The sequence below is a fragment of the Leptospira biflexa serovar Patoc strain 'Patoc 1 (Paris)' genome, assembly GCF_000017685.1.
Classification (GTDB): Bacteria; Spirochaetota; Leptospiria; order Leptospirales; family Leptospiraceae; genus Leptospira_A; species Leptospira_A biflexa.
Genome location: NC_010602.1, coordinates 1,157,092 through 1,171,482, shown reverse-complemented (window position 1 = coordinate 1,171,482; position 14,391 = coordinate 1,157,092). Strand labels below are relative to the sequence as shown.

The 14,391-nt window shown below is 37.9% G+C and carries 14 protein-coding genes; 8 read left to right on the top strand and 6 right to left on the bottom strand.

The window, feature by feature from the left end; genetic code table 11:
• Positions 1–6 precede the first annotated feature (6 nt).
• From LEPBI_RS05505 to LEPBI_RS05490, 4 genes are read left to right on the top strand one after another with little or no spacing between them, the layout of a single operon-like run.
• Complete coding sequence (locus LEPBI_RS05505; protein ID WP_012388124.1) at positions 7–834, top strand: HAD family hydrolase; 828 nt, start codon at positions 7–9, stop codon at positions 832–834.
• A complete protein-coding gene (gene rsmI, locus LEPBI_RS05500; RefSeq protein WP_012388123.1) occupies positions 831–1,517 on the top strand; it encodes a 16S rRNA (cytidine(1402)-2'-O)-methyltransferase in 687 nt (228 codons plus the stop codon). The genes LEPBI_RS05505 and rsmI overlap by 4 nt, the downstream gene beginning before the upstream one ends.
• Before the next feature lie 39 nt (positions 1,518–1,556).
• Positions 1,557–2,180: a helix-turn-helix domain-containing protein gene (locus tag LEPBI_RS05495; protein ID WP_012388122.1), complete on the top strand. Its 624-nt coding sequence runs from the start codon at positions 1,557–1,559 to the stop codon at positions 2,178–2,180.
• 2 nt (positions 2,181–2,182) lie between these two features.
• Positions 2,183–3,109: a 50S ribosomal protein L11 methyltransferase gene (locus tag LEPBI_RS05490; RefSeq protein WP_012388121.1), complete on the top strand. Its 927-nt coding sequence runs from the start codon at positions 2,183–2,185 to the stop codon at positions 3,107–3,109.
• On the opposite strand, the gene LEPBI_RS05485 is transcribed toward LEPBI_RS05490, so the two are convergent.
• A complete protein-coding gene (locus LEPBI_RS05485; RefSeq protein ID WP_012476199.1) occupies positions 3,106–5,244 on the bottom strand; it encodes a 7TM diverse intracellular signaling domain-containing protein in 2,139 nt (712 codons plus the stop codon). The genes LEPBI_RS05490 and LEPBI_RS05485 overlap by 4 nt on opposite strands.
• Before the next feature lie 82 nt (positions 5,245–5,326).
• Here LEPBI_RS05485 and LEPBI_RS05480 point away from each other — a divergent pair, with 82 nt between their 5' ends.
• Positions 5,327–6,703: a flavin monoamine oxidase family protein gene (locus LEPBI_RS05480; protein WP_012388119.1), complete on the top strand. Its 1,377-nt coding sequence runs from the start codon at positions 5,327–5,329 to the stop codon at positions 6,701–6,703.
• Here the strand turns inward: LEPBI_RS05480 and LEPBI_RS05475 are convergent.
• Positions 6,700–7,812 carry an acyltransferase family protein gene (locus LEPBI_RS05475; RefSeq protein ID WP_012388118.1) on the bottom strand — a complete coding sequence of 371 codons (1,113 nt, stop codon included), beginning with the start codon at positions 7,810–7,812 and terminating at the stop codon, positions 6,700–6,702. The genes LEPBI_RS05480 and LEPBI_RS05475 overlap by 4 nt on opposite strands.
• A gap of 49 nt (positions 7,813–7,861) precedes the next feature.
• Between LEPBI_RS05475 and LEPBI_RS05470 the strand changes: the two genes are divergently transcribed.
• Positions 7,862–8,155 carry an HNH endonuclease gene (locus LEPBI_RS05470; protein WP_012388117.1) on the top strand — a complete coding sequence of 98 codons (294 nt, stop codon included), beginning with the start codon at positions 7,862–7,864 and terminating at the stop codon, positions 8,153–8,155.
• Positions 8,155–8,520, top strand: a complete 366-nt coding sequence (locus LEPBI_RS05465; protein WP_012388116.1) for a DUF1292 domain-containing protein — start codon at positions 8,155–8,157, stop codon at positions 8,518–8,520. Before LEPBI_RS05470 ends, LEPBI_RS05465 begins: the two co-directional genes overlap by 1 nt.
• Here LEPBI_RS05465 and LEPBI_RS05460 read toward each other — a convergent pair.
• The 4 genes from LEPBI_RS05460 to LEPBI_RS05445 are packed head-to-tail and all read right to left on the bottom strand — an operon-like array spanning position 8,504 to position 13,682.
• Entirely contained in the window at positions 8,504–8,926 is a 423-nt protein-coding gene (locus LEPBI_RS05460) for a MaoC family dehydratase (RefSeq protein ID WP_012388115.1), read from the bottom strand. The two genes, LEPBI_RS05465 and LEPBI_RS05460, sit on opposite strands and share 17 nt — an antisense overlap.
• 20 nt (positions 8,927–8,946) lie before the next feature.
• Positions 8,947–10,188 carry a sensor histidine kinase gene (locus LEPBI_RS05455; RefSeq protein ID WP_012388114.1) on the bottom strand — a complete coding sequence of 414 codons (1,242 nt, stop codon included), beginning with the start codon at positions 10,186–10,188 and terminating at the stop codon, positions 8,947–8,949.
• 3 nt (positions 10,189–10,191) lie between these two features.
• The gene (locus LEPBI_RS05450) at positions 10,192–11,766 is read right to left on the bottom strand and encodes an acyl-CoA dehydrogenase family protein (protein WP_012388113.1); all 1,575 of its coding nucleotides are present in this window, start codon (positions 11,764–11,766) and stop codon (positions 10,192–10,194) included.
• Complete coding sequence (locus tag LEPBI_RS05445; protein WP_012388112.1) at positions 11,763–13,682, bottom strand: AMP-dependent synthetase/ligase; 1,920 nt, start codon at positions 13,680–13,682, stop codon at positions 11,763–11,765. The genes LEPBI_RS05450 and LEPBI_RS05445 overlap by 4 nt, the downstream gene beginning before the upstream one ends.
• Positions 13,683–13,787: 105 nt before the next feature.
• Here LEPBI_RS05445 and LEPBI_RS05440 point away from each other — a divergent pair, with 105 nt between their 5' ends.
• Positions 13,788–14,387 (top strand): CBS domain-containing protein, encoded by a 600-nt coding sequence (locus tag LEPBI_RS05440; RefSeq protein WP_012388111.1) that lies wholly within the window; start codon positions 13,788–13,790, stop codon positions 14,385–14,387.
• Positions 14,388–14,391: the final 4 nt, after the last annotated feature.

Genomic DNA, 14,391 nt, shown 5'->3' with positions numbered 1-14,391 from the left:
GTATTTGTGACACACCTTACAAAGAACAGTTGGACAGATGAAATTTATGTCCGTCTGACAACACTCATCCCTAAAAGAACAGGCATTGTTTGTTTTGATTTTGATAATACTCTCATCCGAAATGATTTTGGTGAGAAAATCATGGACCAACTCATCCATGAAGGATTAGAATTTTTACCAAAGGACCTATCCATTTTTTTCCGTGACAAAAAACTTTGGAAAGACCATACCCAACTGAGTTTCGCAGAAAAAGAACATTTGGTTTGGGAAGAATACACCTACCAATTAAAAGAATTTGGAATCGAACGAGGTTACCGATGGACTTGTTTTTTGTTCCAAGGACTCACACGCAGTGATTATTATGATGTCGCTCGTCGCGCTTGGGCCCGGGTGAACCAACCGGATGAAGATACAGGCGTCTTCCCCCAAGTGGAAATGAAAGACCTCATCCAATATTTGAACCATTACAATTGGAAAGTGTATATTGTCACAGCGTCTCCCGAACCAGGGATTGCAGCCATTGCCCATCATTTCCCTGTATTGGAAACCAATGTGATTGGCATGAGACAAAAACTAGACGAGAACCTAAGATACACGCATGAACTCATTGAACCCTATACCTATGGGGAAGGGAAAGTCAAAGCAATCGAAGAAAGGATCGGAGAATACCCAGATTTAGTGTTTGGTGATTCATTTAACGACTATCCAATGTTAACGAAGGCAAAAGAATTTGGTGTGGCCATAAACAAAGGGGATACTGAATTCGTAAAGGCTTGTGTAAACAAAGGGATTCTCATCCAACCCTACTTTACCTACCAAACTCTCACAAAATGAATCGATTGTATTTAGTATCCAATTCCATTGGGAATGATTTAGACCTTCCTCCGCGCACCAAACAATTATTAGAAGATGCCGATTGGATTTTGGGAGAAGAACAGAGAACCACATCTACCCTCTTAAAAAAACTTGGGATTTCGAAACCATTTGATCTTTTGAATGAACACACTACCAAATCAGAGATGGATGAAATTGGGATGAAACTGGCGATGACAAAAAGGACATGCCTCATCTCCGATTCCGGCAGTCCAGGATTAGAAGACCCAGGCAAATGGCTTGTTCCCTTGGCTTGGGATATGGGAGTGGAAGTACGTTCCGCCCCAGGTCCAACGGCCTTGATTTCAGCCCTTACGAGTTCTGGTTTTGCGACTTCCCCGTTTTTATTCCTTGGATTTTTACCGAGAGAGGAAAAAGAAAGGGAAAGAACTTTAAAACAATACATTGGTCTTGGGATCACCATCGCGTTTTATGAAACCCCCTACCGGGCCAAACATTGTTTGGAAACTTTGGCAAAACTCCTACCCCATGACCGTCGGATTTTTTTAAGCCTTGGGATCTCGTTCGCTCATGAAACTTCCTTCCGAGGTTCAGCCAAAGAAGTGCAAAAAAAATTCCCACAAGGAATGAAGTTACCTCCTGTATTTGTCATCGAAGAGAAAAAAGAAAGGCACAAACGATAGTTTCTTGACAGTACCTCTGTTATATTGGACGCTTGGCCAATGGTCAGTAAAGTAGAACAAAGTAGTGACGGATTAGATCCATTAATTTCAGAATCAGGCGACTATATAACAGACGTCGTCAAAGAAAATCTGAAACTCATCCGTCATACCAAAGGATTTTCCTTGGACAAACTCGCGAACCGTTGTGGTGTGAGCCGAGCGATGTTGTCTCAAATTGAACAAGGGAAATCAGTGCCGACCATTTCTGTTTTGTGGAAAATCGCCAACGGACTCAATGTCCCCTTCTCTGAACTTTTGAAGGAAAAAAACCAAGACGGAATCCATATCCTCAAAGCAGAAAATTCCAAAGTTCTTTATTCCAATTCAAAGGTGTTTGCAAGCCGAGCCCTGTTTCCCTTCCTCGGAAACCGCAAAACAGAATTTTACGAACTCATTTTAAAACCAGGTGGCCATGAAGTGGCAGAACCACACAAAACAGGGACAACTGAAAACCTCGTTGTGGTATCTGGAAAACTTCGTTTGCGTGTAGGGGAAAAAGTGGTCGAACTCGAACCAAAAGACTCCGTGTTTTTTAAGGCAGATGTCTCACATGAATATTCCAATCCCACGGATCAGGAAACACTGATGTACTTGGTGATGGACTATACAGACGAAATAGGTTAAATTTGGAATATAGAGAATTAAAAGTCAATTTACCAAAAGAATTATCAGATCCGTTTTACGAACTCCTCGATTCTTTACAATGTGCTGGTTATTACGAAATTCTGTTTGATGGAGAAGCTCCCAAAGAAAAAGACCAGGGACTCATCCGTGACAACACAAACATTCGTATTTATTTACAAACGTATGAAGTGGAAAAAGAATTAAAAATTTTAATTTTTTTAAAACTGTTTGCACCTAACAATTCTAACTCGGAATCACGCATCATCGAAACAAGAGATTATGAAGAGGCTTACAAAGAATATTATAAACCTTTCCCCATTGGGAAAAAACTTTGGGTCATCCCTACTTGGGAAAAACAAGAACCAAATACCATTTCTCTTTGGGAGCCGAATGGTGGAATCCCTCTATTTATCAATCCAGGTGTTGCCTTCGGAACAGGACATCACGAAACAACGAAACTCATCTTAGAACATTTGGATTCATTGTATGAGGAAGGTAAGTTCTCATTTACTTCTGCATGTGATGTGGGAACAGGATCGGGAATTTTATCGATTGGACTTGCGAAGTTTGGTGTTAGCAAAATTTTTGCTTTGGACATAGACCCCAATGCTGTAAAAGCAGCTTGGTCTAATTGGACAGAAAACGAATACCCAAAAGGATTCCAATTCAGTGTGGAAGAATCAGGGATCGACAATCCAAAATTATCCAACCAACACTACGACCTAGCAATCGCCAATATCACCTTTGCTGTTTTATCACAAAACATTCGTCATCTGGCAAAAATCAATGCTCCAAGAATTATTTTTTCAGGAATCATCACAGAAAAAAAAGATGATTTTTTAAGTTTATTACAGAGTCACTTGCCTGGTAAACTCCTCTATTCCAAAGAATGGAACGAGTGGTGGGTTCTTGATTGGCAAAGAAATTAATCTCGGTTTAAAAACTTAATCAAACTGACTTGATTTCCTTTGTCATTGTATTCAATCCGATCAAAAACAGATTTTGTCATAAGAATCCCACGTCCATGTTGCACGTGCGCTTCATTCATTTCTTCGATGGATTTCTCCATATGTTTTTTATGATCAAAGCCCTTTCCTTCATCTGTGATGCGAAACGCCACATATTCACTGCTAAACGAATATTCGATTTTCACCTTTTTATTGCGATATCTAGGGTCTTCTTGCCTTTTTTGCAAAAACTCTAAATAATTTCCTTCCAAAAGAGCTTTTGATTTTTCATCAAAACTAATATTTAAATTTCCATGTTCCACCGCATTGATGATGATCTCCCTTACAGATGACCTAACTTCAGTTTGTTCAATTGTAGTGAGATATTTTGCTAATTGTGCTGTGATTTTTTGGGAGACAAGTTCTGCATTTCGAAGGTAATTATTCATCGAAAGTTCTATTTTTTCGGAATCAATCAATTGGATGATGGTATCTTCATACTCAGGTGACAAGGTCATGAGAACTTCTCTTGTCTCATCAAAGTCAATGTATTGGATACGGCATACCATCTCCTTTGGTTCTTTCACATACTTTTGAGAAAGTTCTGTCTTAAAATTGATGGCGGATCCTGTCATTTTTAAATCAGTCAGTTTATCATTCACAAACATCACATTATAATCTGACTTTTGGTCCCGGCCTGTATAAAGAATCTCTGTAATTTTTTTGAATTTAAGATCATCCAATCGATAACCTAAATGTTTGGACAAAGACCGATTTGCATTGATGATTTCAAAATTTTCATTCATCATTAAAATGACTTCGTCAGAACCTTGGAAAATTTCACGGAATCTTTTTTCTGATTCCTCAATCTTCACCTTTGCATGTGACAAATCACGTAAATTTTCTCGAAGGCTTCTAGTTAAAAAATTGATTCTGTCAGCAAGACCAAGTGATAACAAAATCGTCTGTAGTGCTGTTCCAATTTGAATGGTCCATCGTGTGATATGATTGTCTGATAAAAAACCTAAACTTTTTAAAGAGTATAATAAAACTCCTAAGAGGAAAAACGCCCAAGATATTAAATAATACCTTGCAGTTCTCACCTTGGAAAGATAAGTATATGTCCCACTATATACGAGTAATAACGCTGTTGGTACCGTCATTAAAATGGAAGCCACCATCGCCACTCGGTATCGCAAGAAGAAGGAAACCCCAACAAAAAGAATCAGCATACCAACCCAAATCCACATCAATTTCGAAACCTTAGGTAGATGCTTTTTTAAACTTAAGTAGTTGTTAGTAAAAATAATTCCTGTAATACAAGACAAACAAATAAAAAACGGCAAGGAATAATTCGCCCAAAAAACCCAATTTGGCCAAATGTATTGAAACGCAAATCCATTGTTAACCAAATGGAAGAAAAAGATCGAACTGATAAAAAATAGATATAACAAATAACTTTTTTCGTAAGTAAAAATATAAATGAAAAAATTATAAGCAATCATCACAAATAAAATTCCATAAAATATGCCGAAAATCATTTGTTCTTTATTTAACTTTTCATAGAATTCCTTTTCCGTCCAAAGTTCCAAAATCAAAGGAATTGTTGATTCTGATTTTATCTTTAAATAATATACATTCGTAGTGTTAGGAGGTGTCTCCATAGGGAACACTGGATTGCGATAATCTACATTTCTTTGAGAAAAGGGAAATGAATCTCCCAGCGTTCGTACGGAATCTTTAGGGAGGGGACTTCCAAACAATTGGATTTCATCGATGAGCGGGAAATCATAAGCCAAATTCCATCGAATCAATTGAGATGTCGGATTGAAAATCTCGAACCTCACCCAATACACCGATTGCGAAAATCCTAAATTGGGGGATTTGAGAGATTTGAATTCAAGGTCCCTTTCACCATGAATGATGGATTCAGCGGGGATCGATTGTTTGGAATCTTCCAAAACTGAAACTTGGTTCCAAATTGAAATTCCAGTCATTTCCGCAGCCAAATTGATTTTAGGTGCGGCAGACAAAAATCCTGGGACAAAGAGTAGGAATCCAAGTGTACATAGGGAGGAAAAGGAAGAGAAAACAATGTTGAATTTAGAATTTCGCATAAAAAAGCCAAAGCCAATAGAATCGATTTTTGTAATTTTTCTAGCCTTTTTTGTTTTGGATGTTAAAATAGGGGAAAGTTCTATGAATCGAAAAACATTCCTTAAAAATTTGACTGCTACTGCCGCTGGAGTGAGCCTCCTTTCCCCCAAAAAATTCTACGGACAATCCACAGGAGTGGTCACTGCGGAAACGAAACCACGACCATCTGGACCCAAAAAAGCGATAGTGCTCGGTGGTGGTCTATCTGGTCTTTATTCTGCTTATTTACTCAAACAAACAGGTTATGACGTCACTGTGATTGAAAGAGGAGATCGTTTCGGAGGCAGGATCAGCACCTATTCCAATGCCGAATCGGGAATCGTACAAGACTTAGGTGGCGAATGGATCGGTGAAAACCAAACCGATATCAAAAGCCTTGTCAAACAACTTGGATTGGAACTCGTAAGTGCCAACATATCAGAGCGATTCCTTCTTTCCAAAACCAATTCTGACTCTCATAAAATTTCTAGCACCTCGATTGATACTTTAGATAAGGTGATCGACTTACACAAGTCACTTGGGACTTCACAAAAACAAGGATTAGACAAAATCAATTTTTCCTCTTATGCAAGATACCAAGGTTTATCCGAAGAAGAAATCCGATCCATGAACGAACTCTATCGGATCATTTTGGGAGCCGACTTAAACCAAATTTCCAGTGAATCTGTTCTCGATGATTTATCAGCATTACAATCTGCGCTCAAACCGAAATACTTAGTGAAAGGCGGTGCTGAACAAATCATACAATCGCTTGTCGCACAATTAAAAGGACAGGAATTATTATTGGGAGAAATGGCAACTAAGGTTTCCCAACAAAAAAACCAAGTGAGTGTCGAGTTATCTTCAGGAAGGACCATCAAAGGGAATTTGGTAATTTGTACCCTCCCTTCTGCGGCTGTACTTGATATCAAATGGACACCAACATTGCCAAAAGATTTAATTTATTCCGCACTCAGAATGCAAACGGGTAAAATTTCGAAAAACATCTGTTTTGTGAAATCAAATACAGGTTTATCAAATTTTTTCCAAAACACCAATACAGCAGCTGAAACTTTTTATGTTTCAGATCTTGCCATTGGCGCAAACATTACAGCTGTCACATCCATAACAACAGGTGATAAAGCATCTCTGTTTGAGAAAGGGAGTGATCGCCAGAAAAAAATATTAATGGAATCCGCGCTCGAAGAGTTGGGTAATTTTGAAATCATAGCAGAAAAACCATTTCATTTTCATAGTTTTCAAAAAACGACAGGTAGGTCCGGGTTTGTATCCTTATTTCCACCTGGAAGTTACGGAATCAAAGATGTTTGGAATGAACCATTCGAAAGGGTATTTTTTGCAGGAGAACACCTCGCCTTACACACAGGAAGTATGGATTCAGCGGTTGCGTCGTCGATCCAAGCGATTAGTAAAACCTAATGAATTTTTAATCCGAACAAAAAGCGTAATGGTTTGCTCCTTCGGATCAAAAATTCATACATTAAAAAACTGAAACATAACACAACTACATTGTGAAAGAGAAACTTTTCCCAAATGGAAAATTGTAAATCTCTCACAATGTATGCATACGATAAAGAAATTGGATGATGCAATAGATAAATCGGCAAACTTGCATCTATGATATAACTACCAAGTTTACCTTCCTTGTTTCCGAGAAATCCAAATAAAGATACAAAAAACATAGTCCATAAAAAAGGCGAAAGCACCCATAAAAAAATATGAAAAGACCGATACCAAGGATTCACGTAAGAAAAATAGATCCAGAGTGGATCAAAAATTTCAAAATCCATAAACAGAACGGATACAATGATGGCCCAAAGTAAGTTGGCAATTGTTTTCAGATGAGATGATGGTCTCAAAATTAAGATATCTTTTCCATAAAAACTAAAAACACCTGAAAGGAAAAAAGTGAACTGATAGACAAAGGTCAGTTTAAAAATTCCAAAATAAGATTCCCCTTTCCCAATTTGAGTGTGGGCCAAAAGAACCAAAATAAAACTGAATCCAAGTAAAAAAAATGTTCTTCTATTGGACGTCTTCCATTGTACCCAATTTGTTATTTTATGAATCCATTTGTGAACCAAGAGGAAAATCATACTAAAACAAAATAGATCCACTAAAAACCAAATATGGGAATGTTGGAAATTTTCCTTTGTAAAAAATAAATATAAAAACTCTAATAAACCAACGTTTGGTGATTTTATTTTTTCCATTAAAAAGTATTGAATGGGAGCCAAAAATATCAGCCCAAAAATTGTGGGTATCAGAACTCGTTTGAATCTACCCTCCCAATAGAAATTAGTCCCTTTTTTCTCAATCACCATTGTAGAAAAAAATCCAGATATCATATAAAACATAGGCATCCGGAAACTATGAATCCAATAACAAAAATAGGACAGAATCTGACTTCTTTCTTCGGTTTGGATGGCGTATTTGATATCGGCAGCATAAACAATTGCCGAATGAAAAACGATTCCTAGCAATAATGCGAAAGAACGTAGATTATCTAAATAAATGAGTCGTCCCATTCCTCCATCTTTTTCTTGACGAAGAGAAAAAAACAGATTTTTTTAAATCATGACCGAACCCCCAATCGAACCTTTTTTTTCGGACATCGATGACGAAGAAATTAGGCGGGAACGAAAAAAGGCAAAGGATTTAAAAAACACTGCTTGGTGGAAAAACAAACGTTCCAATGGAATTTGTCATTATTGCGGAAAAAAATTCAAAGTAGAGGAATTAACCATGGACCATCTAATTCCCCTTATACGAGGTGGGAAATCTGTCAAGGCAAACTTAGTTCCCGCATGTAAAGAATGTAACTTCAAAAAAAAACATAGCCTCCCTTTTGAAAAGGAATTCTTCCAATAATGGACATCAAAGATTTAGGATTCCAACCAGATGATTTTTTACCGAATCGAACCACCGAAGAAATTGATTTGGTGGATGAAAAGGGAAACAGTTACCAATGGGAAGTGTTTTACTCCTTTTCTCAGATGGGAAATGACTATTTAGTTTTTTTACCCACAGCAGAGAACGAATACCAATTTGTAAATGTGGAGATGGATGATCCCGACTCGGATGTTCCAGGATACATTGTGATGCGAATTGGACAAGATGAGTCTGGTGAAGAAATCTTAGAAGAAATTTTGGATGAAGACGAATTGGAAGAAATCCGGGAATTTGTCGAAGACGAGATTGGTTTGGTTGGTCAATTCCTTAACCGGGAGGAATGACTAAGGTTTCCCCTTTACTCACCACTTCTCCTTTTTGATTGGTCCAAACAATTTTCATTTTGATCGCTTTCAAACGATCTAGTTTTCCTACTACTTCCACCAAACAAGTGATTGTATCTCCAAAATAGACTGGTTTTCGAAATTTGGTTGTGGTTTCCAATGCCACTGTTCCTAGTCCAGGCAATTTCATTCCAAGCACTGGTGCAAGTAATGAGGCGGCAAGACCACCATGAGCAATCCTTGTTCCAAAGATTGTCTTTTTCGCATACTCTTCATCTACATGCAAAGGATTAAAATCACCACTGATCCCTGCAAAAAGATAAACATCTGATTCAGAAATAGTTTTTGTAAAAGAAGCCTTTTCTCCCATTTGGATTTCTGAAAAATTTTTACCTTTCGTATACATAATGACCTACAATGATTTTTTTATTTAGAATTTGTTCTTTTGGGTGCAAATGAAAAATGATAAAACACACCTTGATTGGGAATTGAAGTACATTCAATTTCGCGACCATTCAATTGGCTACTGAGTGAAAAAATCACTGATAATCCAATCGATTCTGCCTTTCGATAATCAAAACCAATCGGAAATCCAATTCCATTGTCTCGGTATTTCAAATCAAATTGACCACTCTCTTTCACAATGAATTCGATTTTAATCTGGGCATCGGATTTTGGAATTTTAAATGCGTGCCTGAAACTATTAGTTAACATCTCTGTAATCATAAGTCCCATAGGGATCGCATCAATAATATTAAATTCCATCGTTTGGATATCCAACTCAATTTGGATATCGGATCTCATATACATAAGTTTAATATTTTCAACTAGGCTTGTGATATAATCTACCGAACTCAAACCAGATAAATTTTTCCCACTGTACAACTTCTCATGAACTAGTGCAATTGCTTTGATTCTTACAATACTTTGTTCTAATATATCAGCAGTTTCAGGTGGTGAAGAATAAACTTGTAGTTGTAAAAACGAAATGATCACAGCTAAGTTATTTTTGACTCGGTGATGCACTTCAGTTAGTAATGTTTCATTTTCTTTTAATGATTGTTCCAGTTTGGTTTGGTTTTCCATATAACTGGTCATATCCGAAATCACTGCGACTGCCTTGTTTGGCGTACCATTTCTGGAAGGAATGAATAACCTATGTTCCAATGCCCATTTGATTTTCCCATCTAACATTTGAATTCGATAGAGTAATCCAGTATGATTTTCTCGCAATTTGTTCATCCAAATATCAGACATACGATGTCTGTCGGCTTCAAAAACACGATCAATCAGTAACTGGGGATTGGCAAGGATGTCCTTGGTATTGATGTCAAACAATCGACATACTTGTTCGCTTAAAAAATCTATTTTCCAAGTATCTAAATTGAATACGATGACTGCATCTTCAATTCGTTCGAGGATCACTTGGAATAATTGATCCGATTCAAATTTTTCTGATAAAACTTTCTTCTGGTATTTTAATTCACGAACGAGTAAAAAATAAATGATAAAGGCGGAGATGGTGACAAATCCCCATCCTTTAAAACTTTGGATCTCTCTCGTATCTTCAGCAGACAAAAAGAAAATAGAGATAGTGTAGTCTGAAAAGTAAATCCACAGATACCCGAAAAACAGATAAAAAATTGCAATTCGGGCGGCTGCTTTCACAATTTAGGCGAACTCCTGGAGTGAACTATAGCGAGTATGAACCATCTCTTCGATGGAGGTACTCAGTTGTGTATAATGATTCCACAAATCCGCTAACTCTTTTGGCACAAATTGGTTTAATCGACTCATAGACATCAAATACTTACCCACAAGATAATACGAAAGTAACTTCCGATCTATCATTTTTTCTTCGGTTGGATAAGAATCTATCGTTTTGTGTGAGTCAATTTCTGATAAATACAGGATCACAAATACAGATAAAACATCAGCAAAGGCAAATTCAATTGATTGCTGCTTTTTATGATTGGGTTCAGTGTCCATTTTGAGAACGATTTCAAATAATATATTTTGAATTTTGTCAGAAGTGTTGCTTGGAGATTCAATTCGTTTGAATTCCTTTTGGAATTTCTCCTTTCCTGGATACAATGACGAAATAATGGATCTTTGGATTTCACTTGTTCCCCCACCGATTGTACCTAATTTGACGTCGCGGTAAAATCGTTCCACCGCATACTCTTTCATATAACCGTATCCACCAAACAATTGTACAGTGTCTTTAGCGACATCTTCCGCAAGTTCAGAGGAAATTAATTTCCCCAAACTACTTTCAAGTGGAGATGGGATTCCTTTGTCTTTTCTTTCCGCTACCCAATAAATCAATCGTCTAGCTGCTTGGATGTACACCCAATTACGAACTAATATATCTCTCATTCCATAAAAACTAGAAATTGGTTTTCCAAATTGGACTCGTTCATTCGCATAACGTAATCCCTTTCGGAGACAGAACTCCATCGCACCGGCAAGTCCTGCGACAAATACTGTCCTTTCCCATTCCAATGTTTCCTTTCCAATTCTCATAAAACCAGTGTTTAAAGGTCCAAGTAGGTTTTCTTTTGGAATGATCATATCTTCAAAAACTAATTCAGCCGTCATGGAAGTATGATGGCCTAATTTTTTTAAAACCTTACTTACCTTAAACCCAGGTGTATCACTTTCCACGATAAAGGCAGAAATTCCCATTGGTCCCCTTCCTTTTTCAGAAGTTCTCGCCATCACAATAAAAACTTGCCCAACAGGACCATTCGTGATAAAAGTTTTGGACCCATTTAATTTCCATCCACCTTCCACTTCTTCGGCTTTCGTGAGAAGGGATGCAGCATCGGAACCAGAGGCAGGTTCTGTGAGTGCAAAACCTGCCATCCATTCACCTGTCGCTAGTTTTGTGAGGTATTTTGTTTTTTGAGATTCGGTTCCTTGGAAAACAATGGGCATTGTTCCGATGACAAGATGGGCCACCCAAGACAAACCAATGCCACCGTCCAAAGATCCTGATGCAAAAGCATCGGTTGCAATGGAACAAAGTAAACAACTGGCACCCTCACCACCATACTCGGTAGGGATCGTGAGACCTGTGAGTCCAGCCTTCGAGAACTCTTTCCAAAGTTCGTCTGACCAAATTTCTTTTTCATCTCTTTCTTCAGAAGTAGGATACACTTTTTCTTCTGAAAATTGAAACACTGTATTGTAAAAACTTCGTTCCTCATCATTTAGATAAGGATTTAGTTTTGGATTGATCATTGGTAAATTCCTTCGATTTGTTTTGAAAATACATCAGAGATGATGTTTCTCTTCATTTTAAGAGTGCGAGTCATTTCGACATCTGGGTCAAATGGCCGTGGAACCACATAAAAATTGTTTGCAGGAATCATTTCAAAAGATTTGAAACCATTATCGCGTGAAATGATTTTTGAAATTTCGGATCGGAACAATTCTCTCACCTTCGGATTTGTATTCCATTCGATTGCTTTCTCTTTTAAGATTCCTTGAATTTTTGATTCCACAGCTTCAAAATTTGGTACAATCAATGCTGCCAAAGTTTTTTTATCATGACCTACAACCATCACCTGGTCAATATAAGGTGATGTTAATAGTTTGTCCTCAATTGGGATTGGTTCAACGTTTTCACCACCGATGAGAGCAATTGTATCTTTTGACCTTCCAGCAAACACAAGTTCATTTCGATGAGAGATCATCATGAGATCTCCCGTATCAAAAAATCCATCCGCATCAAATACAACTTGGTTGAGTTCGGGTCTCTTATAATAACCTTTTAAAATTTGTTTCGATTTGATCCATAAAGTGCCCTTTTCTCCGATTTTGGTGAGCACTTTACCAGTTTCGTCTTTTAAACGAATTGAATACCCATCAATTGGGATTCCCACTGTTCCTTTTGTTGGTTTGGTATTGGAACGAATGGAAACAACCGCAGAAGTCTCTGTCATCCCATAACCTTCCAATACTTTGAGTCCAATGGCCGATAAAAATCCATCGACAACACTTGGTAAGGCAGAACCAGCAGAGATACAAATCCGAATCCTTCCACCCAATGCTTTATGGATCGCTGAAAAGATTTTGATACTAAGCAGTTTGAGCGGTGAGAGTAAAATCAAAATGACTAATGCATAAGTACGTTTACAAATTGACACCAGGAAGTTTGGTTTTTGGATTTCAAATTCAAATCCCATAAACATAGCAAAAAATCTGGCCCAAGTGGCTCCCACTTTCAAAAAAAAGTGGAATAATTTTTCTTTGAAACCTCCTTCTTTTGCTACCTTTGCCATAATCCCATTGTAAACGGATTCCCAGATTCTCGGAACCGATGGAAAAATTGTAGGACGAAAATCACGAAGGTCGTCTTTTAAACTGGTCATGTTGGAAATTAAAAAATCCAAACCAAGAAAGATTCCTGCATATTCAATCGCTCTTTCGAATGCATGCCATGGTGGCAATAAACTCACAGCATTATCATTGGAATTCATATCCAACCTAACAATTGTATTTTGAATTGCAGTGATCCAACCTTTTTGAGATAACATCACCCCTTTGGGATTCCCTGTGGTTCCGGAAGTATAAATGAGAGTGGCAAGAGCATCCGGATCAATTTGTTTGATTCGATTTGTTAAATTGAGAAGTCCACTAGATTTCCCTATGGATTTACCTCTTTCGACCAAGAAAAGAATCGAATCGGGACCAGAGATGAGTTCACCTTGTTCATTCTCCAAAACAAAAATCTGTTTTAAGTGAGGAAGTTCACCTAACAAATCTTCGATTCTTTTTTTGTCTTTTGGTTTTTGAACCACCAAATACTTTGCTTCCGAATGGTTTAAGATGTATAAAATTTCTTCTCGGACAATGTCTGTGCCTCTCGGAACGACAACTGCTCCTGCGGTGAGAATCGATAGGTCTGTTCGCAACCAATTGACAGAAGCATCGCAAAAAAATCCAATCCGGTCACCAACTTCCACTCCGAGCTCGATGAATCCCAAAGTCAAGTGGTCGACAAACTCCTTCAATTCTCCAAAACTGATCCCAGGAAATTCGGTAGCGGACTTTCGTTTCCGAAAGGAAACTTTGTTTGGGAAGGAAGTCGCAACTCTTTCCAATGCTTGGTACAGGATTTGGTAGTTCTCATTCATGGGTTCTTGCCTTTTCATTTGGTTCTTTTTACAGGAAATGTAGAATGGATAAAAAACCACTGTTCGTTTTTTGCAAGTTTTTTCTTATTTTTGACAAACTTTTCAGAAAGGTAGGGCATAATTATGTTCTTTTGGATCCATGATGGTCGCATTTCCCCCAATCCCCCTCTCACGCACGCAGACCGAGTCCCGAAAATTCACCCGACAGGCCAATCTGCCCCGAGTGAAATTGGTGAGGGTGAACCCCAAACCACCCCCACAGGTTCCTTCCTACACAGAAAACCAAGTGATGTGTACAAGGAGTCTTCCGCTCCCGGTGAAAAACCGGTTTTTTTCCTCCACGAAATGATGACAAACCCCGTGCTAACGAAAGGAAGAGATGAAACCATCGAGGCCTGCCTTGACTTTCTTTTGGAAAAAGGAATCCGCCACCTACCCATCATAGACGATTTTGGAAAACTAGTAGGTTTTGTTTCAGACAGAGATTTACTCGATAAAACCAAATCCTATGAAAAAGAAAATCCTGTATCCGATATTATGATCAAACGGGTATTAGTTGGGTCTCCTGGTGCAGAAATTAGACAGGTGACTAAAGTTTTACTCGAAGAAAGAATTGGTTGTTTGCCAATCGTAAATGACGATAATGTACCAGTTGGAATCATCACTAGGTCCGATTTACTTCGCCTTCTTTTGAAATATCCCAATTTGAGTTTGATTGTTTAAAGTG